The 23,731-nt window shown below is 67.4% G+C and carries 26 protein-coding genes; 12 read left to right on the top strand and 14 right to left on the bottom strand.

What is annotated here, in order from left to right; all coding sequences use genetic code 11:
• Positions 1-49 precede the first annotated feature (49 nt).
• From dnaQ to OF829_RS06090, 5 genes are read right to left on the bottom strand one after another with little or no spacing between them, the layout of a single operon-like run.
• Entirely contained in the window at positions 50-742 is a 693-nt protein-coding gene (gene dnaQ, locus OF829_RS06110) for a DNA polymerase III subunit epsilon (protein ID WP_264939095.1), read from the bottom strand.
• Between the two features lie 8 nt (positions 743-750).
• Complete coding sequence (gene coaE / locus OF829_RS06105; protein WP_264939094.1) at positions 751-1,344, bottom strand: dephospho-CoA kinase; 594 nt, start codon at positions 1,342-1,344, stop codon at positions 751-753.
• Positions 1,341-2,177, bottom strand: coding sequence for a shikimate dehydrogenase (aroE, locus tag OF829_RS06100; protein WP_264939093.1), 837 nt, complete (start codon positions 2,175-2,177; stop codon positions 1,341-1,343). The genes coaE and aroE overlap by 4 nt, the downstream gene beginning before the upstream one ends.
• Positions 2,174-2,770, bottom strand: coding sequence for a Maf family protein (locus OF829_RS06095; protein ID WP_264939092.1), 597 nt, complete (start codon positions 2,768-2,770; stop codon positions 2,174-2,176). Before OF829_RS06095 ends, aroE begins: the two co-directional genes overlap by 4 nt.
• Entirely contained in the window at positions 2,767-3,597 is an 831-nt protein-coding gene (locus OF829_RS06090; protein WP_454877239.1) for a pyruvate, water dikinase regulatory protein, read from the bottom strand. Before OF829_RS06090 ends, OF829_RS06095 begins: the two co-directional genes overlap by 4 nt.
• A gap of 304 nt (positions 3,598-3,901) precedes the next feature.
• Here OF829_RS06090 and hemE point away from each other — a divergent pair, with 304 nt between their 5' ends.
• From hemE to OF829_RS06055, 7 genes are all read left to right on the top strand, one after another.
• Entirely contained in the window at positions 3,902-4,954 is a 1,053-nt protein-coding gene (gene hemE, locus OF829_RS06085; protein WP_264939586.1) for a uroporphyrinogen decarboxylase, read from the top strand.
• Positions 4,951-5,403: a CopD family protein gene (locus tag OF829_RS06080; RefSeq protein ID WP_264939091.1), complete on the top strand. Its 453-nt coding sequence runs from the start codon at positions 4,951-4,953 to the stop codon at positions 5,401-5,403. Before hemE ends, OF829_RS06080 begins: the two co-directional genes overlap by 4 nt.
• 139 nt (positions 5,404-5,542) lie before the next feature.
• Positions 5,543-6,799, top strand: coding sequence for a transcription termination factor Rho (rho, locus tag OF829_RS06075; RefSeq protein WP_264939090.1), 1,257 nt, complete (start codon positions 5,543-5,545; stop codon positions 6,797-6,799).
• Positions 6,800-6,943: 144 nt separating this feature from the next.
• Positions 6,944-7,513, top strand: a complete 570-nt coding sequence (locus OF829_RS06070; protein ID WP_264939585.1) for a LolA family protein — start codon at positions 6,944-6,946, stop codon at positions 7,511-7,513.
• 442 nt (positions 7,514-7,955) lie between these two features.
• Positions 7,956-8,738 carry an exodeoxyribonuclease III gene (locus OF829_RS06065; RefSeq protein ID WP_264939584.1) on the top strand — a complete coding sequence of 261 codons (783 nt, stop codon included), beginning with the start codon at positions 7,956-7,958 and terminating at the stop codon, positions 8,736-8,738.
• Entirely contained in the window at positions 8,735-9,778 is a 1,044-nt protein-coding gene (gene ribA / locus OF829_RS06060; RefSeq protein ID WP_264939089.1) for a GTP cyclohydrolase II, read from the top strand. Before OF829_RS06065 ends, ribA begins: the two co-directional genes overlap by 4 nt.
• A gap of 2 nt (positions 9,779-9,780) precedes the next feature.
• The gene (locus OF829_RS06055; RefSeq protein WP_264939088.1) at positions 9,781-10,221 is read left to right on the top strand and encodes a hypothetical protein; all 441 of its coding nucleotides are present in this window, start codon (positions 9,781-9,783) and stop codon (positions 10,219-10,221) included.
• A gap of 28 nt (positions 10,222-10,249) precedes the next feature.
• Here the strand turns inward: OF829_RS06055 and OF829_RS06050 are convergent, their stop codons facing one another.
• Together OF829_RS06050 and OF829_RS06045 are read right to left on the bottom strand one after the other, a co-directional pair.
• On the bottom strand, positions 10,250-10,927 hold the full coding sequence (locus tag OF829_RS06050) for an HAD family hydrolase (protein ID WP_264939087.1): 678 nt from the start codon (positions 10,925-10,927) through the stop codon (positions 10,250-10,252).
• Between the two features lie 8 nt (positions 10,928-10,935).
• Positions 10,936-11,604 carry a YggS family pyridoxal phosphate-dependent enzyme gene (locus OF829_RS06045; protein WP_264939086.1) on the bottom strand — a complete coding sequence of 223 codons (669 nt, stop codon included), beginning with the start codon at positions 11,602-11,604 and terminating at the stop codon, positions 10,936-10,938.
• A 22-nt stretch (positions 11,605-11,626) separates the two neighbouring features.
• Here OF829_RS06045 and OF829_RS06040 point away from each other — a divergent pair, with 22 nt between their 5' ends.
• On the top strand, positions 11,627-12,136 hold the full coding sequence (locus OF829_RS06040) for a thiamine phosphate synthase (RefSeq protein WP_264939085.1): 510 nt from the start codon (positions 11,627-11,629) through the stop codon (positions 12,134-12,136).
• 141 nt (positions 12,137-12,277) lie between these two features.
• Here OF829_RS06040 and OF829_RS06035 read toward each other — a convergent pair whose 3' ends face one another.
• The gene (locus tag OF829_RS06035) at positions 12,278-13,009 is read right to left on the bottom strand and encodes a hypothetical protein (RefSeq protein WP_264939084.1); all 732 of its coding nucleotides are present in this window, start codon (positions 13,007-13,009) and stop codon (positions 12,278-12,280) included.
• A gap of 187 nt (positions 13,010-13,196) precedes the next feature.
• Here OF829_RS06035 and OF829_RS06030 point away from each other — a divergent pair, with 187 nt between their 5' ends.
• The 4 genes from OF829_RS06030 to holA all read left to right on the top strand — a co-directional run bounded on the left by OF829_RS06030 (position 13,197) and on the right by holA (position 17,765).
• Complete coding sequence (locus OF829_RS06030; RefSeq protein WP_264939083.1) at positions 13,197-13,634, top strand: DUF3576 domain-containing protein; 438 nt, start codon at positions 13,197-13,199, stop codon at positions 13,632-13,634.
• Between the two features lie 65 nt (positions 13,635-13,699).
• Positions 13,700-16,249, top strand: a complete 2,550-nt coding sequence (leuS, locus tag OF829_RS06025; RefSeq protein ID WP_264939082.1) for a leucine--tRNA ligase — start codon at positions 13,700-13,702, stop codon at positions 16,247-16,249.
• Complete coding sequence (gene lptE, locus OF829_RS06020; protein WP_264939081.1) at positions 16,246-16,752, top strand: LPS assembly lipoprotein LptE; 507 nt, start codon at positions 16,246-16,248, stop codon at positions 16,750-16,752. The genes leuS and lptE overlap by 4 nt, the downstream gene beginning before the upstream one ends.
• Positions 16,749-17,765 carry a DNA polymerase III subunit delta gene (holA, locus tag OF829_RS06015; protein ID WP_264939080.1) on the top strand — a complete coding sequence of 339 codons (1,017 nt, stop codon included), beginning with the start codon at positions 16,749-16,751 and terminating at the stop codon, positions 17,763-17,765. Before lptE ends, holA begins: the two co-directional genes overlap by 4 nt.
• A gap of 285 nt (positions 17,766-18,050) precedes the next feature.
• On the opposite strand, the gene OF829_RS06010 is transcribed toward holA, so the two are convergent.
• From OF829_RS06010 to OF829_RS05985, 6 genes are read right to left on the bottom strand one after another with little or no spacing between them, the layout of a single operon-like run.
• Complete coding sequence (locus OF829_RS06010) at positions 18,051-18,965, bottom strand: ParB/RepB/Spo0J family partition protein (protein WP_264939079.1); 915 nt, start codon at positions 18,963-18,965, stop codon at positions 18,051-18,053.
• Positions 18,962-19,744 (bottom strand): ParA family protein, encoded by a 783-nt coding sequence (locus OF829_RS06005; protein ID WP_264939078.1) that lies wholly within the window; start codon positions 19,742-19,744, stop codon positions 18,962-18,964. The genes OF829_RS06010 and OF829_RS06005 overlap by 4 nt, the downstream gene beginning before the upstream one ends.
• A complete protein-coding gene (gene rsmG / locus OF829_RS06000) occupies positions 19,741-20,355 on the bottom strand; it encodes a 16S rRNA (guanine(527)-N(7))-methyltransferase RsmG (protein WP_264939077.1) in 615 nt (204 codons plus the stop codon). Before rsmG ends, OF829_RS06005 begins: the two co-directional genes overlap by 4 nt.
• Positions 20,352-22,178, bottom strand: a complete 1,827-nt coding sequence (gene mnmG / locus OF829_RS05995) for a tRNA uridine-5-carboxymethylaminomethyl(34) synthesis enzyme MnmG (protein ID WP_264939076.1) — start codon at positions 22,176-22,178, stop codon at positions 20,352-20,354. Before mnmG ends, rsmG begins: the two co-directional genes overlap by 4 nt.
• 41 nt (positions 22,179-22,219) lie before the next feature.
• Positions 22,220-23,482, bottom strand: a complete 1,263-nt coding sequence (mnmE, locus tag OF829_RS05990; protein WP_264939075.1) for a tRNA uridine-5-carboxymethylaminomethyl(34) synthesis GTPase MnmE — start codon at positions 23,480-23,482, stop codon at positions 22,220-22,222.
• Complete coding sequence (locus OF829_RS05985) at positions 23,482-23,715, bottom strand: DUF6489 family protein (protein WP_264939074.1); 234 nt, start codon at positions 23,713-23,715, stop codon at positions 23,482-23,484. The genes mnmE and OF829_RS05985 overlap by 1 nt, the downstream gene beginning before the upstream one ends.
• Positions 23,716-23,731 lie beyond the last annotated feature (16 nt).

Genomic DNA, 23,731 nt, shown 5'->3' with positions numbered 1-23,731 from the left:
GTCTCCTACTAAAACGAGGGCGTGCACCTAGGCACGCGGTCCTTGACCGTCAACCTGACGAGACCGTGCCCCAGAGTGGCTCCTCCATTGCCTTGAGAAAGTTTCCGTGGCGCTCAAGTTCCGCGTCCGATGCCGCGAAATGCCGCGCCGGGCGCACATGGACGTGAGTTCGCGCCTCTTGCGGGGTCTCGCGCAGCACCGGCGCATCGACCGCCAGCCCCATGGTGATCTGCCGCCCGCCGGTCAGCTCGACATAGACCTGCGCGAGCAGCTGTGCGTCGAGCAGCGCGCCATGCAGCGTGCGCGCGCTGAGATCGATGCCGTAGCGCGAACAGAGCGCGTCGAGCGTGTGCTTGGCGCCGGGATGCCGGGTCCGCGCGATCACCAGCGTATCGACCATCCGGTCGAGCGACACGATCGGCCGCCCGCAGCGGCCCAGCTCGCCATTGATGAAGCCGAAATCGAAATTGGCGTTGTGCGCCACCATCGGGCTGTCGCCGATGAAGTCGAGCAGATCCTCGACCCGCTCATGAAACAGCGGCTTGTCCGAGAGGAACACGTCGCTCAGCCCGTGGATGCGGAACGCCTCGACCGGCATCGGCCGTTCGGGATTGAGATAGGCGTGGAAGGTCCGGCCGGTCATCACCCGGTTGACCAGCTCGACGCATCCGATCTCGACCAGCCGGTCGCCGCCGGAGAAGCTGAGCCCCGTCGTTTCGGTGTCGAACACGATTTCACGCATGAGTCGGCTTATCCTCCTGCCTCGCGCCGGAGGCAAGCGATCAGCGCATTCACCCTGTCCCGCGTCTCGGAGAGCGGGCCGCCGGTATCGATGACAAAATCCGCCCAAACGCGCTTTTCGGCATCAGGCATCTGGAGCGCGAGGATCGACTCGAAGCGTTCCTCGGTCATTCCCGGCCGCCGCAGCACGCGCTCGCGCTGCTGGTCGGCGGGCGCGGAAACCACTGCGACCTTGTCGACGCGCGAGTCGCCCCCGGTTTCGAACAGCAAGGGGATGTCGAGCACTACCAGCGGAGCATCCCGGTTCGCCGCGAAGAATGCCTCGCGCGCTTCGCCCACCGCGGGATGTACCAGCCCCTCGAGCCGCTGGAGCGCCTGGCGATCGCCGAACACCGCCTTGCCGAGCTTCTCGCGGTCGAGCCCCGACTCGCCGGTAGTGCCGGGAAACATCGCCTCGATCGCCGGCAGCAACCGCCCGCCCGGCCCCTGAAGCTCGCGCACCACCGCATCGGCATCGAACACCGGCACGCCGGCATCGGCGAACATTGCGGCCACCGTGGATTTGCCCATGCCGATCGAACCGGTGAGGCCGAGCACGATCATGAAGCCTGCCCCGGACCCCGATCCGGGGTCAGCAATTCGCGCAGCTCGTCGTCGCGGTCGCGCGGCGGTTCGGCGCCGAAGAACAGCTCGAACGCCAGCGCCGCCTGGCCGATCAGCATGTCGAGCCCGTCCACGGTCGCCAGTTCGCGCGCATGCGCCTGAGCGAGCAGATCGGTCTCGAGCGGGGCATAGACGATGTCATAGACCACCGCGTCATCGGGCAAGGACGCCAGGTCGATCTCGAGCGCCGGCTGGCCCTTCATCCCCAGCGCGCTCGAATTGACCAGCAGATCGACCGGGGGCACCGGCGATCCGAGCGGCACCGCATCGCCCTTGAGCCCGAAGCTGGAGAGCAACGCCGCCGCCTTGAGCACATTGCGGTTCTGGATGGTCACGCGGCCGATCCCGAGCTTCGACAGCGCGAACAGGATCGCGCGCGCCGCGCCGCCCGCGCCGATCACCAGCGCATGCCTGCCCGCCAGATCGAGCCCCGCGATCGGCGCATAGAATCCGCCGGCGTCGGTGTTCGTGCCGATCAGGCCGCCATCCTCGCCCCGGATCACCGTGTTGATCGCGCCGATCGTCGCGCGGATGCCGCCGGGATCGCCGACCAGATCGAGCGCCGCCTGCTTGTGCGGGATGGTGATATTGCACCCGCGCCAATCGGGATCGTCACGCCGCGATTCGAAATAGGCTGCTAGGCCCTCGGGCGTCACATGCTGGGCGCGATACTCGGCCTCGATCCCGAGCTGCTCGAGCCAGAAGCGGTGAATCGCGGGCGATTTGGAGTGCGAAATCGGGTCGCCGATCACCTCGGCGTAAGGCCGTGTCATGACGTCAGCACTCCCCTAACCCGCAGATAATCGAGGATATTGATCAACGGCATCCCCAGGATCGTGAACTGACTTCCCTGCAGTCCGGAAAAGAGCTGCACCCCCATCCCCTCGATCCGGAAGCAGCCGACGCACCCCGAAATCGCCGGCCATTCGGCATCCAGATACTGATCTATGAACGCATCCGAGAGCGGCCGGACCGTCAGCCGCGCGCGGTCGACATGCCGCCACACCGGCCGCCCGCCCTCGGCGATCACCGCGGCGCTGAAGATATCATGCGTGCCCCCCGACATCGCCCGCAGATGCTCGGCGGCATCCTCCCGGCTCAGCGGCTTGTCGAGCAGCCGCCCATCCGCGAGCGCCACCACCGAGTCCCCGCCCAGCACCAGGGCCGTCGGATCGAGCCCTGAAAGCTTGAGCGCCTTCAGTTCGGCCAGCGCATCGGCAAGGTCGCGCGGCGCGACTTTTGCCGCGAGCAAGCTGGCCTTGGCCGATTCCTCATCGACCTGCGGAGAGACCGCCTCATACGGCACCCCTGCCGCATCGAGCATCGCCCGCCGCGACGCGCTCTGCGACGCCAGCACCAGTCTCACGGCGCCTCCTCCGAGCCTTCGCCCAGGGTCCGCTCATTGACCATGGTGATGATCGCCGCCGCGGTCTCCTCGATCGAGCGGCGCGTCACGTCGATCACTGGCCAGCCATGATCGGCGAACATGCGGCGCGCGAACGCAATCTCGCGCGCGACCGAATCCTGATCGACATAGGATGTCTCGGGCTGCTGGTTGAGTGACAGCAACCGGTTGCGCCGTATCGCCACCAGCCGGTCGGCACTGGTGGTCAGCCCCACCACCAGCGGATGCCTGAGCGAATAGAGCTCGGCCGGCGGCGGCGATTCGACGACGATCGGGATGTTCGCGGTCTTGTAACCGCGGTTGGCGAGATAGATCGAGGTCGGCGTCTTGGACGAGCGCGAGACCCCCGCCAGCACGATATCGGCCTCCTCCCAATCCTCCGCGCCGATCCCGTCGTCATGCGCGATGGTCCATTGGATCGCCTCCACGCGCGCGAAATAGGCGGCATCGAGCATATGCTGGCGCCCGGGCCGCGCCTTGGCCTCCTGCCCCAGCAATTGCGACAATGCGTGATTGACCGGATCGAGCGGCGCGATCGCGGGCAACCCCATTGCGCGGCAGCGGCTTTCGAGTGTCCGCCGGATCTCCGAATTCACCAGCGTGAAGATCACCAGACCCGGATTGAGCGCGATCTCCTGGAGGATCCGCTCGAGATGCGCCTCGCTGCGCACCATCGGCCAGAAGTGGCGCAACGTCTCGACATCGTCATACTGGGCCAGCGCCGCCTTCGCGATATTCTCCAGCGTCTCGCCGGTTGAATCCGAGAGAAGATGGAGGTGCAGCCGCATCAGCGAAGGGACAAGCCTGTGGGTAACATGACGGACAGGCGCTAGCGCAACCCCGGGCGGCGGCCAAGCGCGTGATTCCGCCGAATCCGTCTATGACAATCCACAGCTGGGTCCCCAGCCCCCGGTTTCGATCCACAGGCTGTGGAATTCGGGAATCCCTCGAGCGACTCCGTGGAGTTGCGTAGGCGCATCCGAGTCAAGCTGTTGGCAAGGTGCGAACGAAAGCATAAGCCCCGGCATCAACGCCCCTACTACCTCCAACAACCTCCTTAGATTCTTCTCTTATAGTATTAGGAAGCGCGCGCTGACCCGTTCCGTTCCCAAACCCTTGCTGGCGACTCTGCGTGGCGAGAAGCAGGCCGTTCCTCCGATCTGGCTGATGCGCCAGGCGGGGCGGTATTTGCCCGAGTATCGCGCGCTCAGGGCCGAGAAGGGCGGATTCCTCGAGCTGGTGAACGACAGCGACGCCGCGGCCGAGATCACCCTCCAGCCGATCCGCCGCTTCGGGATGGACGGGGCGATCCTCTTCTCGGATATCCTGATGGTGCCGATGGCGCTCGGCCAGGATTTGTGGTTCGAGACCGGCGAGGGCCCGCGCCTCGCCCCCGTCGTGCAGAGCCGCGCGGTCCTCGACGGTCTGAAATCAAATCTGAGCGCCCTGGAGCCGGTCTACGGCACGGTTCGCCGGGTCGCCGGCATGCTGCCCCCATCGACGGCCTTCCTGGGCTTTGCGGGCAGCCCCTGGACCGTCGCGACCTATATGATCGCGGGCCAGGGCAGCCGCGAACAGGCCGAGGCGCGCCGCCTTGCCTATGCCGATCCGGCGCTGATGAGCGAACTCATCGCGCGTATCGCCGATTGCACGGTCGATTATCTGGCGGGCCAGATCGAAGCGGGTGTCGAAGCGGTCCAGCTGTTCGACAGCTGGTCGGGCAGCCTGTCGCCCGCGCAGTTCGAGCAATGGGTGATCGCGCCCACCGCCCGAATCGTGTCGGCGCTGCGGGAGCGCGCGCCCGATACCCCGGTGATCGGCTTCCCCAAGGGCGCCGGCGGCAAGCTGGCCGCCTATGCGCGCGAAACCGGGGTGAACGCGATCGGCCTCGACGAGAGCGTGGATCCCGTCTGGGCCGATGCCGCGCTCCCCAAGGGCCTGCCCGTCCAGGGCAATCTCGATCCGCTCGCCCTGATCGCGGGCGGCGCGGCGCTCGATGCCGCGATCGACCGCATCCTTGCCGCCTTCGCCGATCGCCCCCATATCTTCAATCTCGGCCATGGCATCCAGCAGGATACGCCGATTGCCCATGTCGAGCAGTTACTGGCGCGCGTCAGGGGCCAAAAAGAAGGGGTTCCGTCATGATCGGCTGGCTCGGCGGCGCCTATCTGTGGGTCAAGGCGGCCCATATCATCTTCGTGATCTTCTGGATGGCGGGGCTGTTCCTGCTCCCGCGCTATCTCGTCCACCACCAGGAAGCGCTCGGCACCGCCGAGGCCGTCAAATGGCAGGAACGCGAGGCCAAGCTCAAGCAGATGATCCTCGGCCCCTCGATCGGCATCGTCTGGCTGCTGGGGCTGGCGCTGGCGGTCAATGCCGGGCTGATCGACGGCGCGCCCGGGCTCGGCTGGCTCCACGCCAAGCTGGCGCTCGTGTTCGCGCTGTCGGGCTATCATGGCTGGGCGCTCGGCTATGCGAAGAAGCTGGCGAAGGGCGAAACCCTGATCCCCACGCGCACGCTGCGGATGCTGGGCGAAGTCCCCGCGCTCGCGGTGATCCTGATTGTCGTGCTGGTGGTGGTCAAACCCTTCTAAGCCGGTTGACTTGGGGTTCCCCCCCACCTAATTCCGCCTTGTGCCCCGGCTTCCGGGCGCATCCCTCCTTTTAGCATCGCATGTCCGCGCATTTCGCCGACCGACGCTCCCCCCAAGATTTTTCGTATCGAGAGTCTCCATGCATCTCAAAGACTTGAAGAAGACACCCCCCGCGGAGCTGGTCGAAATGGCCGAGGAGCTCGGCGTCGAGGGGGCATCGACCCTCCGCAAGCAGGACCTGCTCTTCGCCATCCTCAAGGCCCAGGCCGAGAATGGCGAGCAGATCATGGGCGAGGGTACGATCGAAGTGCTCCAGGACGGCTTCGGCTTCCTGCGCAGCGCCCAGGCCAATTATCTCGCCGGCCCCGACGACATCTATATCTCGCCCAACCAGGTCCGGAAATTCGGCCTGCGCACCGGCGATACGGTCGAGGGCGAGATCCGTGGACCCAAGGACGGCGAGCGCTATTTCGCGCTGACCCGGCTGGTCTCGGTCAATTTCGACGATCCCGACGCGGTCCGCCACCGCGTCAATTTCGACAACCTCACCCCGCTCTATCCCGAGAGCAAGCTGACGCTCGATCCCGCCGACCCGACCGTCAAGGACAAGTCGGCACGCGTGATCGACATCATCAGTCCGCAGGGCAAGGGCCAGCGCACGTTGATCGTCGCGCCGCCGCGCGTCGGCAAGACGGTGATGCTCCAGAACATCGCCAAGGCGATCACCGACAATCACCCCGAGGTGTTCCTGCTGGTGCTGCTCATCGACGAGCGCCCCGAGGAAGTCACCGACATGCAGCGCAGCGTGAAGGGCGAGGTCGTGTCCTCGACCTTCGACGAGCCCGCGACGCGCCACGTCCAGGTCGCCGAGATGGTGATCGAAAAGGCCAAGCGCCTCGTCGAGCACAAGAAGGATGTCGTCATCCTGCTCGATTCCATCACCCGCCTCGGCCGCGCCTACAACACCGTTGTCCCGAGCTCAGGCAAGGTGCTGACCGGCGGTGTCGACGCCAACGCACTCCAGCGCCCGAAGCGCTTCTTCGGCGCCGCGCGCAATATCGAGGAAGGCGGCTCGCTCTCGATCATCGCCACCGCGCTGATCGATACCGGCAGCCGCATGGACGAGGTCATCTTCGAAGAGTTCAAGGGCACCGGTAACTCGGAAATCGTCCTCGACCGCAAGGTGGCCGACAAGCGCATCTTCCCGGCGCTCGACGTCGGCAAGTCGGGCACGCGCAAGGAAGAGCTGCTGGTCGACAAGGCCAAGCTCTCCAAGATGTGGGTCCTGCGCCGCATCCTGATGCAGATGGGCACCATCGACGCGATGGAATTCCTGCTCGACAAGATGAAGGATTCGAAGACCAACGAGGACTTCTTCGACTCGATGAACCAGTAATCGGACCCCGACGCGAAGGATCGAAGCCCCGCGCCAGGGGTTCACGGGGCATTCAAGCCGCGGGGGCTAGCGGGGGTTTCGACTAGTTTGGAGATTGCTGTGTTTCGATTGGCCACGCCGTTCGCCGTTGCCCTTGCCGCCCCGATGCTGGTCTCGGCCGCCCCGGTGGCCGAGCTGGCGCAGGTGCAGACCCACCTCCAGTCGGTATCGACCATGACCGCGACTTTCGCCCAGACCGACCGTAACGGCCGCACGCTGACGGGCACGATGACGCTCAAGCGCCCTGGCAAGATCCGCTTCCAATATGAAAAGGGTGTTCCCCAGCTGATCGTCGCCGATGGCAGCTCGCTCTATTTCATCGATTATCAGGTCCGCCAAGTCGAGCGCTGGCCGATCGGCAATTCGCCGCTCGCGGTGCTGCTCAACCCCAAGCGCGACATCACCCAGTTCGCCCGGCTGATGCCGTCGCGCAGCGCCGATGTCATCTCGGTCGAGGTCCACGATCCCAAGCATCCCGAATATGGCCGGATCACGATGATCTTCCAGAAGAATGCCTCGGCGCCCGGCGGGCTGATGCTCGAGGGTTGGGTCGCGCTCGATTCGCAGAACAACCGCACCTCGATCCGGCTGTCGAACCAGCGCTTCAACGCCCCCGTCGCCGACGGGACGTTCCGCTGGAACGACCCGCGGAGGAATGGCGGCTCGAAGCGTTAAAGTCGTTTCAGCTTTGCTGAATCGGTGCCAGCCCGCTCCCCCTCCCGGCCACCCATAGGCTACTAGAATAAGGGTGGCCGGGAGGGGGAGCGGGCCGGCACCGCAACCGTTTCAGCTCCGCTGAAACAGACTCTGGTCCAAACGTTAATTTCGTTCATGTGGCGGACAGCTTTACCCCACTAGAACAGTGATTGCGGATGTGGAGCGGCTCCGGGATTTTCCCCCTGTTGCCCGGAACGACCCACTTCCCGCCTGCGTGACGAACGCCAGGTCGGCCCTCGCTCCAATGCCCCCGGAGCGAGGGCCTTTCCTTTTGGTTTGATCGGCTCTCGCCGATGAGGCGGTGCCAGCCCACTCCCCCACCCGTCCACCCAGAGTTTACCGAGGTGCCCGGATGGGCGACTGGGCTGGCACCGCCTCACAAAAACGCTACATCGCGCCCATGAAGATCGCTTCGTGGAACATCAATTCCGTCCGCTTCCGGATCGATATCGTCGAGCAATTCCTCAAGGAGGAAGCGCCCGACATCCTCTGCCTGCAGGAAACCAAGGTGATCGACGGCGATTTCCCCGCCGGCCCTTTTCGCAAGCTCGGCTATGATCACGTCATCATCCACGGCCAGAAGATGCACCACGGCGTCGCGATCGTCGCGCGGGTGCCGGTGGTCGAGGACGACCGGCTCGACTGGCAGGCGAATGGCGAGGCGCGGCATGTCGGGGTGCGGCTCCCCAACGGGGTGCGGCTCGAAAATGTCTATGTGCCCGCGGGCGGCGATATCCCGGACCGCGAGCTGAATCCCAAGTTCGGGCAGAAACTCGATTTCGTCCAGCGGATGACCCTATGGTCCGCACAGCTCGACGTCCCGACCATCCTGACCGGCGATTTCAACATCGCCCCGCTCGAATGCGATGTGTGGAGCCACAAGCAATTGCTCGACGTGGTCAGCCATACGCCGATCGAGGTCGAGGCGCTGGCGCGGCTGCAGGCGGCGCATGGCTGGGTCGATCTGGGGCGGCGCTTCATCCCCGCGCCCGAGCGCTGCTATACCTGGTGGAGCTATCGCGCCAAGGACTGGGAGGCGTCGGACCGCGGGCGGCGGCTCGATCATATGTGGGCGAGCCCCGAGGTCGCGGACAAGGCGGTGACGCACAAGGTCTGCGAGCCGTGCCGGAGCTGGCTTAAGCCGTCGGATCATGTCCCTATCGTCACCGAGTTCGATTTTTGAGCGATCCGCGATCTGTCGCCCGCGCCATTGACGCGCTCAGGCGCGGATGGCCGGTCGCGATCGGCGGGCTGTCGCTGCTGGCGGTCGAGACTGCGGATCGCGAGCGGCTCGAGGCATTCGATCCCGAAGGCGCCGCGCCGTTGCTCATCTCCGCGGGCCGCGCGCTGACGCTCAAGCTGGCGAATCAGCGCGAAGCCGCGGTGCCCGACGCGCCGGTGCTGGTCGAGCGCGTCGCCTGGCTCGATTTCGACACCGCCACCGCGCTCGCCGACCCGCAGTTCGATCTCGCCACGCCGATGAAGGGCCCGTTCCGCGCGATTCCGGTGACCGAGCCCGAATCGGCCGCTGCCGCCCTGCGACTCGCGCGGATCGCGGGCGTGCTCCCCGCCTTCTTCGTGCTGCCGAATGCGGGCGACGCCATCACCCCCGCCGATATCGATGCGCATGAGGATGCCGATCGCCTGCGCATCGTCGCGCGCGCGCGGCTGCCGGTGGCGGGCGCGGAAGAGGCCGAAATCGTCGCTTTCCGCACCGACGAGATGCCCGGCGAGCATGTCGCCCTCCTGATCGGCGCCCCCGACGGCAACCCGCCGCTGGTCCGGCTGCACAGCGAATGCCTGACCGGCGATGTGCTGGGCAGCCTCAAATGCGATTGCGGGCCGCAGCTCCATGCCGCGATCGCGGCGATCGAGACGAGCGGCTGGGGCATCCTGCTCTACCTCCGGCAGGAAGGGCGCGGGATCGGCCTGATCAACAAGCTGCGCGCCTATGCGCTGCAGGATCAGGGCTTTGACACGGTCGACGCCAATACGCGGCTCGGCTTCGCGGTCGATTCGCGCAACTTCGCGGTCGCGGCGCGGATGCTGGCGCTGCTGGGGCAGGACAGGGTGCGGCTGCTGACCAACAATCCCGAGAAGGTCGCCGCGCTCGAGGCGCACGGGGTTCAGGTCGCCGAGCGGGTGCCGCACAGCCTGCCGCCCAATCCGCACAACGAACGCTATCTGGCGACCAAGCGCGATCGCACCGGGCACCAATTCTAGCGATGCGCTACTTCCTCGATACCGAGTTCAACGGCTTCGGCGGGGCGCTGATTTCGCTGGCGCTGGTCCCCGAGGACTCCGAAGCACCGCCATTCTACGAAGCGCTGGCCTGTGACGATCCGACCCCCTGGGTGGCCGAGCATGTCCTGCCCGTGCTGGCCGCCGTGCCGATAAACCCGCGCGAATTGTCGCACCGCCTGCAGGAATATCTGGGGGACGATCCCTGGCCTGTGCTGATCGCCGACTGGCCCGAGGATATCGCCCATGCCGCGCGGGCGATGATCGTGGCGCCCGGCCGGCGCGTGACGCTCGACCGGGTCGGGTTCGAGCTGTGCGACGCCTTCGGTTTCGATTCGGCGATGAGCGCGGTGCCGCACAATGCCTATCACGATGCAGTGGCGCTTCGCGATTTCCTGCTCGAACGCGAGGCGGAGGGCCGATAGCGCGGGACGGGGTTGCCCGGCGCGGCGCTCATGCGATCAGCCGCGCGACCTCGTCGAAATCATGCGCGATCGCGTGGACGCCGAGTGCGCGCAGGCGGTCGGCATGGCCGAGCCCGCAATGGCTGCCCGCGCAGAGCCCGATGACGGTCGCGCCCGAGGCGACCGCGCCGGTCACTCCGACCGGCGAATCCTCGAGGATCACGGCGCGCGCGATATCGACCCCGAGCGCGCTGGCGGCGTGGAGATAGAGATCGGGCTCGGGCTTGCCGCGCGTCACATGCTCGGCGCCGCTGAAGATCCGGCCCTCGAACACGTCGCTCAGCCCCAGATGCGCGAGATGGCTGGCGATCCAGCGCGTCGAGCTCGACGAGGCGATCGCCTTGGGAAGCGCCGGGGAGAGGCCGCGGATAAAGGCGATCGCGCCGGCGACCGGATCGATCCCTTCGGCGATCACCCGGGCATCTTCCGCGGCGCGCGCGGTGTGGAAATCGTCGGGGATCGCCCGGCCGATCCAGCGCTCGATCGCCGTCAGGAAGTCGGCGCCGGCCAGCCCCATGAAATTGGCCATCGAATCCTCGGGCGAGGTCGGGTGGCCGATGCCCGTCAGATAGTCGGCGATCTGCTTGTTGCCGGCATATTCGCTCTCGAGCAGCACCCCGTCGAAATCGAAGAGGATGGCATCGAACCGGACCGGCAGCAGAGGCATCCGCGCGCTCAGCTTCTTTGGCCGAACAGCGCGGTGCCGACCCGGACATGGGTCGCGCCCAGCGTGACGGCGGTCTCATAGTCGCCCGACATGCCCATGCTGAGCCCGGCAAGGCCGTGATCGCGCGCCAGCTTGGCAAGCAGCGCGAACCAGGGCGCGGGTTCGAGATCGAGCGGGGGCACGCACATCAGCCCCGCCACTGCCAGCCCCGTAGCGCGGGCATGGGAGAGCAGCGCGGGAAGATCGCCGATCGCGCAGCCGCCCTTCTGCTCCTCCTCGCCGATATTGACCTGGACGAAGAGCGCGGGCCGCCGGCCCTGTCTCTCCATCGCCCTGGCCAGCGCATCGGCGAGCGAAGGCCGGTCGAGCGAATGGATCGCGTCGAACAGCGCCACCGCCTCCTCGGCCTTGTTCGACTGGAGCTGGCCGACGAGGTGGAGTTCGATTCCCGGCGTTTCGGCGCGGAGGGCGGGCCATTTGGCGGCGGCCTCCTGCACGCGGTTTTCGCCGAACACGCGCTGGCCGGCGGCGATCAACGGACGGATCGCCTCGGCGTCATGGGTCTTGGAGACGGCGACCAAGGTGACCCCGGCCGGATCGCGGCGCGCGATCCGGGCGGCGCGGGCGATCGATTCGCGGACCGCATCGATCCTCATCCTGGCATCGTCGGGGAGCATGGGGGCGGCTATAGGGAGGGCGATGCGACCCCGCCACCCCCCGATTCCCCGGATCTGGCTGATGACCGACCCGCGCATGGGCGAGGCGCTGTGGGCGGCGCTCGAGCGGTTGCCGCGCGGCGCCGGGGTGGTGGTGCGCCACTATGGCATCGAGGACCGCGATACGTTGATCCGGAAGGTCGCGAAGGTGGCGCGGAGGCGGGGGCTGATTCTGGTGGTTGCCGGCGGGCGCGGGCGCGCACATGTTCACAATGGACGCCGGAGTTGGCGCGACGGCCTGCTGACGGCGTCGGCGCATGGGCGGCGCGAGGCGGTTTCGGCGGTTCGGCGGGGTGCGGACGCGGTGTTCCTGTCACCCGTCTTCGCGACGCGCTCGCATCCGGGTGGAAGGGCGCTCGGGCGGGTGAAGTTCGGGTTGATCAGCCGGGGGCTGGACGCACCGGTGATCGCGCTGGGCGGGATGGATGCCAGACGCGCAAGATCGCTGCCACGATCGGCCTATGGCTGGGCGGGGATCGACGCCTGGCTCTAGCTTGCGTCGAGATTCAGTTCAGGGCGCGGCGAAAATGGTGATTTGCTGCGACCCGGAGCGCAGCGTGCTTCGGCACGTGAGCACCGGAAGCGCAGGAAAGCGCCATTTGCAGCCCGTCATGGGCTGAATATCGATGCAAGTTCAGAAGCGGAAGGCGGTGCCGACATAGACCGCCTGGCTGTCACGGCGGTTGTCGGTGAGGCGCGGCAGGCGCTCGCGTTCGGTCTCGGTCTTGTAGCGCACGCCCGCGGTCACATCGAAGTTGCGCGTCAGCGAATAGCTGCCGCCGACATCGATCGAATAGCTCGGCTTGTCGCTGATCAGCGCCGGCGAGTTCGGCAGCGGACGATCGGCGATCGCCTGGACGCGGCCCGAGGCGCGCTTGCCGGTATAGGTCACGCCGACATCGGCGCGTTCGCGGCCGCCCGGCTGGGTGACCAGGTCGACGCGGGTGACATCGCCCGACACCGAGAAGCGCTTCCAGCCGACCGAGACGCCCAGATCATAGGCGACCGGCGCGAGGCTGACCGTGGCGGGCTGGGCGGCGTTGCGCTCGACCGGCACGCGCACGGCGCGCGTCGATTGGGCGCGGACCGCGACGGTGACCCGGTTGCTGACCGCGCGGCGCGAATCGGACGGGGTGAAGCGGAAGCCGCTCTGCGGCAGGCCGCTGCGCGCGAGCACCGCGGCAACCTGAGGATCGGCGGCGGCCGGCGTGAAGATGCCGACACCGCGATAGGGCATGCTGGCATGGCGCGGCGAAATCCGCTGCCGGCTCTCCTGCGCCTGCAGCGCGGGCGCAAGCAAAAGGCCGGCGACGGCGAGCGTCCCCAGTCCGATTCCTGCAGTCCAGCGCGCGAGTCGCATTTTCATTCCTTACAGATGCCGAAAACTACCATGATTCGGAAGCCAAGTTCCACATCCGGCACAATTTTCCTATATAGTGTTGCTCCTTACCCACAGAAGGCCTGCTTTCGGGCCCCCGCCTGCCGCCTTGCTCCCGCCACATCAGCCTCTATAGATGCCGGACCTTGCTTTCTACTGCCTTAGGAATCTGTCGATGAACCGCCTGTTGCGCACCGTGATTCTGGGGTCGCTCGTCCTGCCGCTCGCCGCCTGCGGTGGCGGTGGCGATCGCGCCCGCGCCGATATCGCGGCTTCGAAGACCACCACGATCGGCGTCAATGCCTATCTGTGGCGCGCGACGCTCGACACGCTGAGCTTCATGCCTTTGCTCCAGACCGATTCGAACGGCGGCGTGATCGTCACCGACTGGTATGTGAATCCCAATTCGCCGACCGAGCGGATGAAGCTGACCGTCAGCATCCTCGATCAGGACCTTCGCGCCGATGCGCTGCGCGTCGCCGCGTCGCGCGAAGTGCTGCGCGGGGGCCAGTGGGTCGCGGCGCCTGTCCAGGCCGCGACCGTCCAGAAGCTCGAGGACATCATCCTTACCCGCGCTCGGGACCTTCGCCGCGCGGCGGCCCCGAGCAACTAGAACCCGGTCTTCCACCCGGTCCCCGGGGGTTGATCGACCCCCGCACGCTACCTTAGGGGCCGGTTGTGACTGACAGAGACGAAAAACCCGTATCGCGCTTCAACGCGCTGAAGGCCGATGCCGCGTGGCAGAAGGTGTGGGATGAACGCCGCACCTTCGCCGCCGACGATTCGAGCCCCAAGCCCAAGACCTATGTGCTCGAGATGTTTCCCTATCCCTCGGGGCGCATCCATATGGGGCATGTCCGCAACTATACGATGGGCGATGTGCTCGCGCGCTTCCGCCGGATGCAGGGCATGGAAGTGCTCCACCCGATGGGCTGGGACGCGTTCGGCATGCCCGCCGAAAATGCCGCGATGGAGAAGAAGGTCCATCCCGGCGGCTGGACCCGCGAGAATATCGCCACGATGAAGGCGCAGCTCAAGCGGCTGGGCTTCGCGCTCGACTGGACGCGCGAGCTGGCGACGTGCGAGCCCGATTATTACGGGCACGAGCAGGCGCTGTTCCTCGATCTGCTCGATGCGGGCCTCGTCTATCGCAAGGAATCCTCGGTCAACTGGGACCCGGTCGACATGACCGTGCTCGCCAACGAGCAGGTGATCGACGGCAAGGGCTGGCGTTCGGGCGCGCAGATCGAGCGGCGCAAGCTGAGCCAGTGGTTCCTGCGCATCACCCAGTTCGCCGACGAATTGCTGGCGGGCGTGAAGGCGCTCGAGCATTGGCCCGACAAGGTGAAACTGATGCAGGAGAACTGGATCGGCAAGTCCGAAGGGCTGCAGTTCAGGTTCGCGCTCAGCCCGAATGACTCCGGCGCCGGCGAGGTCGAGGTCTTCACCACCCGCCCCGACACGATCTTCGGGTCGAGCTTCGTCGCGATCGCGGCGGACCATCCGATCGCGCAAGCGTTGGCGGCGGGCAGCAACCAGGTCGCCGACTTTATCGAGCAGTGCAAGCAGGGCGGAACCACCGCGGCCGAGCTCGAGACGCAGGAGAAGCTCGGCTTCGACACCGGGCTGCGCGCGGTTCATCCCTTTGATCCTGCTTGGGAATTGCCGGTCTATATCGCCAATTTCGTGCTGATGGACTATGGCACCGGCGCGGTGTTCGGCGTGCCGGCGCACGACCAGCGCGATTTCGAGTTCGCGCGCAAATACGGCCTGCCGATCCGCCGCGTCGTCTCGGACGGCGACAAGACCGCGCCCGATTTCACCGACTCCGAGGCGTATGGCGGCCCCGGCACCCTGGTGAATTCGCACTTCCTCGACGGGATGGACGTCGCCGACGCCAAGCGCGCGGTGATCGTGCGTGCGGAGGATGGCGGCTGGGGCAAGGGCACCACCGTGTGGCGGCTGCGCGACTGGGGCGTCAGCCGCCAGCGCTACTGGGGCACGCCGATCCCGATCATCCATTGCGAGGAATGCGGGGTCGTCCCCGCGCCGCGCGAGTCGCTGCCGATCGTGCTGCCCGAGGATGTGAGCTTCGAGATTGCGGGCAATCCGCTCGACCGGCATCCGACGTGGAAGCATGTCGATTGCCCCAAATGCGGCGCCTCCGCACGGCGCGAGACCGACACGCTCGATACCTTTGTCGATTCGAGCTGGTATTTCATCCGCTTCGCCAGCCAGCCTGCGGACAAGCCGTTCGACAAGGCGGTCGCGGAGCAATGGCTGCCGGTCGCGCAGTATATCGGTGGGGTCGAGCATGCGATCCTCCACCTGCTCTATGCGCGCTTCTGGACGCGGGCGCTCAATCATATGGGCATGCTCGACGTCGCCGAGCCGTTCGCGGGGCTGTTCACCCAGGGGATGGTGACGCACGCCAGCTATTATCGCGGCGAGGGCACCGATCTGGTCTGGTACAATCCCGAGGATCTCGATTTCCGCGACGGCGGGGCCTTTTCGAAGGACGATGGCCAGCCGGTGGCGGTCGGCCGCATCGAGAAAATGTCCAAATCGAAGAAGAACACCGTCGATCCCACCGGAATCGTCGACCAATATGGCGCGGACGCGGTGCGCTGGTTCATGCTCTCCGATTCGCCGCCCGAGCGCGATCTGGAGTGGAGCGAGAGCGGGATCGAGGGCGCTTGGCGCTTCGTCCAGCGGCTGTGGCGGCTGTTCGACGGTTTGGCGGAAGCGGAGGGCCAGGATTCGGCGCTCGACAAGAAGCTGCACCGGACGATCGCGGGGGTCGCCAAGGATATCGAGGCGCTGACCTTCAACAAGTCGGTCGCCAAGCTCTATGAGCTGGTCGGCGCGATCGAGAAGGCGCCGCCATCGGCCTCGCGCTCGAATGCGATCCGCACCCTGGCACGAATCGCCGCGCCGATGGTTCCGCATCTGGCCGAGGAGGTCTGGGCGAAGATGGGGAATGCTGGGCTCATCGCCGACGCGCCCTGGCCCGAGGTTGATCCGGCGATGCTGGTCGATGACGAGGTGACGATCGCCGTGCAGGTAAATGGAAAGCTCCGCGATACGCTGACGGTGGCCAAGGGCACGCCCAGGGACGCGCTCGAAGCGATTGCGCTTGCCAATGCGCAGGTTCAGCGCATCTTGTCGGGCGCGCTACCCAAGAAGGTGATCGTGGTGCCCGACCGTCTGGTGAACATCGTCGCATGAAACCCACCGCTCTTGGCGCGGCCGCCCTGCTCTGCCTCGCGGCGCTCTCCGGGTGTCAGCTCCAGCCGCTGTACGGCGGCGGGGTCAACGGGCCGGTGCAATCGACCCTCGCCGCGGTGCAGGTCGCGCCGATCGAGGGCCAGGCCGGCTGGCTGGTGGGCAATGCGCTGCGCGATCGCCTCGAGACCGGACAGGGCACCGCGCCGCGCTACCGGCTCGAGGTCCGCCTCGACGACCGGATCGCGGGCCTCGGCGTCAAGCGCGACGATTCGGTGACGCGCGAGCGGCGGACGCTGCGCGCACGCTACCAGCTCGTCGAAATCTCGACCGGCACGGTGGTGCTCGACGCGACCGCGGGTTCGGACGCGGGCATCGATGTGGTCGGCAGCGAATATGCGACGATCGCGGCCGAGCGCAGCGCGCTCGAACGCCTCACCGAGATCGTCGCCGACCAGATCGTCGCGCGCATCGCCCGCTTCGCACAGTCGCAGGCGGCGCGATGAAGGCCAACGCGACGCAGATTCGCGCCGCGATCGACAATCCCAAGCCCGACACCCGCCTCTATCTGCTCCACGGGCCCGACGAGGCCGGCGCGAACGAGCTGGCGGCGCGGCTGGCGCGCGCGATCGGGCCCGATGTCGAGAGAATCGATATCGAATCCAAGGAGTTGCGGAGCTCTCCCGGTCGGCTCGCGGACGAGGCGGCTTCGCTCTCGCTGTTCGGCGGCAAGCGGCTGATCCGGGTGAGCGGGATCGACGAATTCGGCGCCGAAGCGGTGGCGCTGCTGCTCGCGGCCGAGGCGGCGGGCAATCCGGTGGTGGCGATCGGGCCCGGGCTCAAATCGACGGGCAAGCTGGTCAAGATGGCGATCGCCGCGCCGAACGCGATGGCGCATGCCTGCTATGTGCCCGAGGGGCTCGACGCACAGCGGCTCGTCCAGACGATCGCGCGCGAGCATGGGCTGCGCCTGTCGGGCGACGTGCCGCAGCGGATGGCGGCGGCGTGCGGGGGCGACCGCGCGATCCTGACCCGCGAGCTCGAGAAGCTGGCCTTGTACCTCGATGCTGCCCCGGACCGCCCGGGCGAGGCGGACGGACGGGCCCTGGATGCGATCGGTGCGGACCTGGGTGAGACGGAGATGTTCGGCGCGATCGAGGCGGTGATCGACGGGCGCGCGGCCGATCTGGGGAGCGAGCTTGCCGGGATCGGCGACGGGATGGCGATCCCCCTGCTCCGCCAGCTTGCGCGGCGGCTGCTGACGCTGGCCGAGCTGCGTTCCGAGGTCGATGCCGGCGCTGGCATCGACGAAGTCGTTGAAAAACATCGTATTTTCTTCAAGGAAAAGGCCGCGACCCAGCGTGCGCTGCGGCGCTGGACGTCGGGCCAGCTGACCCGCGCGATCGACCGGGTGCGCGAAGCCGAGCGCGGGATGATGCGCTCCTCCAGCGCGGGCGAGGTGATCGGCGAGGCCGAGTGCGTGATGGTTGCGCGGGCAGCGGCGCGCCAGGGGCGCTAGGCTCTCCTGTCCTCGATCAGCTTCCGGGCTTTGCGGGGGTGGTTCGTTGAGTCCGGTCCCCAAGCCCTTGAAATGTAGGATTTCGGCTGCTTTGCTCGCGGAGCCGGTTGCTCCGGCCGCTCTTTGACCCTGTCGATCTGCCCAAGGTGCACGAAACGCATTTCCCCTGAGCTGCCGCGGCGCAGAACATGCGCGATAGTGTGAAGCTAGAGTCAACTTTCACATGCTGGGAGCGCTATCGAGTCCCGATCCTAAGGGCTCCCGCTTTCGCGGGAGCACAGCCTTCTAGATCTTCTCGCCACTCAGCCGCTGGCAAAGCATGTCGAGCTGATCGAGCGTCGAATAGGCGAGGGTGAGGCTGCCGCCCTTGGGCCCGTGCGCGATCCGGACGTTGAGCCCGAGCACATCCCCCAGATGCCGCTCGAGCGCCTGGATATCGGTGTCGCGGCCATTGCCTTCCTTGCGCTTCGACGGCTTGGCCTGGCGCGCGAGCTTTTCGGCCTCGCGCACCGACAGCCCCTTGTCGGCGATCAGGCGGGCGAGCTTCTCCGCATCGGGGGTGCCGATCAGCGCGCGGGCATGGCCCATCTCGATCGCGCCCTCGACGAGCAGCTGGCGCACACCCTCGGGCAGATCGAGCAGGCGGAGCAGGTTCGCGACATGGCTGCGCGACTTGTGGACGATCTTGCCGAGCACTTCCTGGGTATGGCCGAACTCCCGGATCAGCCGGGCATAACCCTCGGCCTCCTCGATCGCGTTGAGGTCCTGGCGCTGGATATTCTCGATCAGCGCGATTTCGAGCGTCTCGGCGTCGCTCAGCTCGCGGATGATGACGGGGACCTCGTGAAGCCGCGCGCGTTGGGCTGCGCGCCAGCGGCGCTCGCCCGCGACGATCTGATAGTCCTTGCCGTGCGGACGCGCGAAGATCGGCTGGATCATGCCGCGTGCCGCGATCGACTTGGCGAGCTCCTCGAGCGCCTCCTCGTCGAAATGGCGGCGCGGCTGATCGGGGTGCGGGGTGAGCGAGCTGACGGGCAACATCCGGATGCCCCCCGCGGTCGATTCGGGCGAGCCGGTGACCGGCTCCTCGCGGACATTGTCGCCAAGCAGCGAACTGAGCCCGCGGCCGAGACCCGGGCGGGGCTTGCGTTGCGCCAGCGGCGAAGCGGGAACCTCATCCCTATTCGGTTCTTCGGTCATGCGGCCTTCTTGTGCTTGGGCAGGCGCTCGATCACCTCGCGGGCGAGCGCGATATAGGCCTCCGATCCGGGGCATTTATAATCGTAGATCAGCGCGGGCAGCCCGTGGCTGGGCGCCTCGGACAGGCGGACATTGCGCGGGATCACCGTGTTGAACACGACATTGCCGAGCACCGCGCGGACATCGTCCGAGACCTGGTCGGTCAGGCGGTTGCGGCGATCGTACATGGTGAGCACCACCCCCAGGATGCCGAGGCCCGGATTGAAGCGGCTGCGGATGCGCTCGACCGTGTTGAGCAACTGGCTGAGCCCCTCGAGCGCGAAGAACTCGCACTGGAGCGGCACGAGCAGCGAATTGGCGGCGACCATCGCGTTGATCGTGAGCAGCCCGAGCGAGGGTGGGCAGTCGATCAGGATCACGTCCCAGCGATTGCCCGAATCGCGGCGGAGCGCAGCCTCCAGCCGATGGGTCCGCGCCTCGAATTCGATCAGCTCGATCTCCGCGCCCGACAGGTCCTGTGTCGCGGGAACGATGTCGAGGCCGGGCACGCGCGTGGGCATCGCCACTTCTTCGAGCGTGGTCTCGCTGACCAGCAGCTCATAACTCGAATGCTCGCGCTGGGCCCGGGTGATGCCGAGGCCGGTCGAGCAATTGCCCTGCGGATCGAGGTCGATCAGCAGCACGCGCTTGCCGATCGCGGCCAGCGCGGTGCCGACATTGATCGCCGTGGTGGTTTTCCCCACCCCGCCCTTCTGATTGGCAATGGCGATACAGATCATCTCGGGCGTACCCCTCGTGCGATCACGATCCCCGAATCCGGGGAGGTGATGCTCGGTTCCACGTGAAACACACCCTGCCATGCGCCGCGCGTGGCTTCCACCTCCGATTCGGCGTTTCGGCCCTTTGGCAGCAACCAGATTGTGGACGAATCTGTGCAATGCCGCGCGCCGGCGAAGAGCTCGTAGAGCGGCGCGACCGCACGGGCGGAGATGACGGCCGCGGGCCTGGCGGGTTTGTGGGTCTCAATGCGGCTGGCGGCGACGGTGACGTTGTCGAGGCCGAGCGCCGCGGCGGTCGTGCGGAGGAACTCGGCGCGCTTGGTTCGGGGTTCGACCAGCGTCACGTCACGATCGGTCAGGATCGAGATGACGAGGCCGGGGAGCCCCGCCCCGGCGCCGATATCGATCCACGGGCCGTCGACATCCGCGAGCGGAATCAGCTGCGCCGAATCGGCCAGATGGCGGTTCCAGATCTCGTCGAGCGTGGAGGCGGCTATCAGGTTTTGACGTGCCGATTCATCGCGGAGGATGCCGGCGTAGCGCGCCAGCACTGTTTCACGTGGAACACCGAACCGGGCGCGGACCCAGCTACGGGCTTCGTCTTCGGTCATGCGGCGCGCCTGGCGTGGAGGAGAATGGCGGAAAGCGCTGCCGGGGTGATGCCCCGAATGCGCGCGGCCGCACCCAGCGTCTCCGGCCGGGCAAGCGACAGGCGCTCGACCATCTCGTTCGAGAGACCGGGAATCAGGGCGAAATCGAGCGCGCCGAGCCGGACGGCGTCGTTCGAGCGGAGCTGCGCCACGTCGCTCTCCTGCCGCTCCAGATAGGGGGCGTAACGCTGATCCTCGACATATTCGGCAAGGAGCTGTGCGTCGGCTTCGAGGCTTGGGGCGAGGTGCGCCACCTCCACGCCCTGAAAACGCAGCCACTCACGCGCCGGTCGGCGCGCGCCGTCCTGCGCCACCGGGGCGCCAGCGGCGCGGAGGGCGCTGGCGGTAATCTCATGGCCAAAGGCGGTGTCCAGCGCCCCGCGCCTGGCCCTTCGATCGGAGAGGCGCGTAGCGCGTTCCTCGCCCAGCAGGCCGAGCGTTTCCGCGATGGGCCCGAGGCGCGTCTCGGCATTGTCGGCGCGAAGGCGCAGGCGATATTCGGCGCGGGCGGTGAGCATCCGATAGGGTTCGGTCACGCCCTGCAGCACCAGATCGTCGATCATGACGCCAAGATAGGAGGTCGCGCGATCGAGGATCAGGGGGGTGATACCCAGCGCCTGCGCCGCGGCGTTGGCGCCCGCGGCGAGCCCCTGCCCGGCGGCTTCCTCATAGCCCGTGGTGCCGTTGATCTGGCCGGCGCAGAAGATGCCGGGGATTGCGGGCAGGCCCAGCGTCGCATCGAGCGCGCGCGGGTCGATATGATCATACTCGACCGCATAGCCCGGCGTGACGATCCTGGCGCGCTCGAGACCCGGGATCGACGCAACCATCGCCGCCTGGATATCGACGGGCAGCGACGTCGACATGCCGTTGGGATAGACGAGCGGGGTATCCAGGCCCTCCGGCTCGAGGAAGATCTGATGCCCGTCGCGGTCGCCGAAGCGGTGGATCTTGTCCTCGATCGACGGGCAGTAGCGCGGCCCTTGCGCGTCGATCGCGCCAGTGAAGAGCGGCGAGCGGTCGAGCCCGGCGCGGATCGCCTCGTGCGTGGCCTCGTTGGTGCGGGTGACGCCACAATAGAGCTGCGGAAGCAGCCGCGCGCAGGTCATCGGCGACATCGTCCAGGGATCGCCGTCCGAGGGTTGCTCGGTCACGCGCGTCCAATCGATGGAGCGGCCGTCGAGGCGCGGCGGGGTGCCGGTCTTGAGGCGGGCCATCGGCAGCGCGAGTTCGCGGAGTTGGGCGGCGATGCGATACGCGGCGGACTCGCCGATACGCCCGCCGTCGAGCCGCTCCTCGCCCCGGAAGATACGGCCGCCGAGAAAGGTGCCGGTGGCGAGGACGACAGCCGGCGCGGAAAGCGCAATACCGTCGGCGAGGCGGACGCCCGACACCGCGCCGGCGGCGAGAAGCAGCTCGGCCGCCTCCCCTTCGACCAAGGTGAGCCCATGCTGCGCCTTGAGCATCGCCTGGATCGCGGCGGCATAGCGGGTGCGGTCGGCCTGGACGCGCGGACCCTGGACCGCGGTTCCCTTGCTGCGGTTGAGCATGCGATAATGGATCGCGGCGGCGTCCGCGGCGCGGGCGATCAGCCCGTCGAACGCATCGACCTCGCGGACCAGATGCCCCTTGCCGAGCCCGCCGATCGCCGGATTGCACGACATGGCGCCGAGCTTGGTCAGGTCGAAACTCAAGAGCGCAGTGCGCGCGCCGCGGCGGGCGGAAGCCGCCGCAGCCTCGGTCCCGGCATGGCCGCCGCCGATCACGATCACATCGAATTGCATGATGGACGCGCCCTTAGCGCATCAGCGTTCCACGTGGAACATCATTTGCCGATACAGAAGCGCGCGAACAGGGCGTCGAGCATCGCCTCGACATCGGCGCGTCCGGTGACGGCATCGAAGGCGCGGCGGGCGGAGCGGAGATGCTCGGCGACGAGGAGAAGGTCGTGCTCGCCGATCGCCGCGCGGATCGACGCCGCGGCGGTGGCGCACAGGGTCCGTTGGCGCTGGTTGAGGGCAACCAGATCGGGCGGCGGGAGAAGATCGCGCGCGGCGGCGGCGATGCGGGACCAGAGCGCGTCGATTCCCTCGCCGGTCCGCGCGGATATCGCGATCCGTCCCTCGGGCCCGGCTTCGCGGATATCGGCGCGAGCGTGGAGGGCGATGGCATCCTTCGGTGCCGCCTCGTCTCCCAGCCAGAGGATCAGGTCCGCCTCCGCTAGCGCCGCCTGGGCGCGCGCGATGCCGATGGCCTCGATGACATCCTTGGTCGATTCGGCGAGCCCGGCGGTGTCGATGAGCAGATAGGCAAGGCCGTCGCGGACGATGGGGACTTCGATCTTGTCCCGCGTGGTGCCCGCGATCGGCGAGACGATCGCGGCGTCGCGCTCGGCGAGTGCGTTGAGCAAGCTGGACTTGCCCGCATTGGGTGGGCCGGCAAGGACGATGCGGATGCCGTCGCGCAGCCGCTCGACCGGCGGGCGCGCGACGACCGACTCGATGTCGGCCGCCAGCGCCGTGGCGGCGGCGCGGATCGGCGCGGGATCGGCGGCGACGTCGTCCTCGTCCGAATGATCGAGGATCGCCTCGACCAGCGCTGAGACGCCCAACAGGCGCATGGCCCATCCCTCGATCTCGCGGCGCACCGCACCCTCTGCCGAGCGGATCGCGATGCGGCGCTGGGCTTCGGTCTCGGCGGCGAGCAGGTCGCCCAGTCCTTCGGCCTCGCTCAGGTCGATGCGGCTATTCATGAGCGCGCGGCGCGTGAACTCGCCCGGCTCGGCGGCGCGGAGGCCCGGCAGGCTCGCCAGCGCCGCCTCGACCGCGCGGACGACGGCGCGTCCGCCATGGAGATGGAGTTCGGCGATATCCTCGCCGGTCGCGCTGTCGGGGCCGGGGAAGATCAGCACGAGCGCGCGGTCGAGCAGATTGCCGTCATGACGCAATGCCCGGAGCGCGGCCCGGCGCGGTTCGGGGAGATCGCCGGCCAGCGCGCGGACCGTGGCGAAGGCGCCCTCCCCGCTCAGCCGCAGCACCGCGATCGCGGCGGGCGGCGCGCCGCTCGAGACCGCGTAGATCGTCTCCATTACTTGCCGGTCTTGGTCGCCGCGTCGAACATGCCGCGCCACATCGACATTCCCGCCTCGCCCATCGGGGCCCAGGCGCGGGTCATCGATTCGAAGAGTTCGGGCGACGCGCCCTTCTCCATCGTCTCGGTCATCATCGCGATATATTTGTCGTGCAGCGGGGTGAGATCGGGCAGCCCGACCGCGCGGCGCGCCTCTTCGGGGGTGCAATCGATTTCGACGTTGATCTTCATTGGCGCTCTCCCGCGT

This window comes from Sphingomonas caeni, assembly GCF_026013415.1.
Lineage (GTDB): Bacteria > Pseudomonadota > Alphaproteobacteria > Sphingomonadales > Sphingomonadaceae > Sphingomonas > Sphingomonas caeni.
The sequence above is the reverse complement of the archived record's forward strand: the minus strand, read 5'-3'. Positions and strand labels throughout refer to the sequence as shown.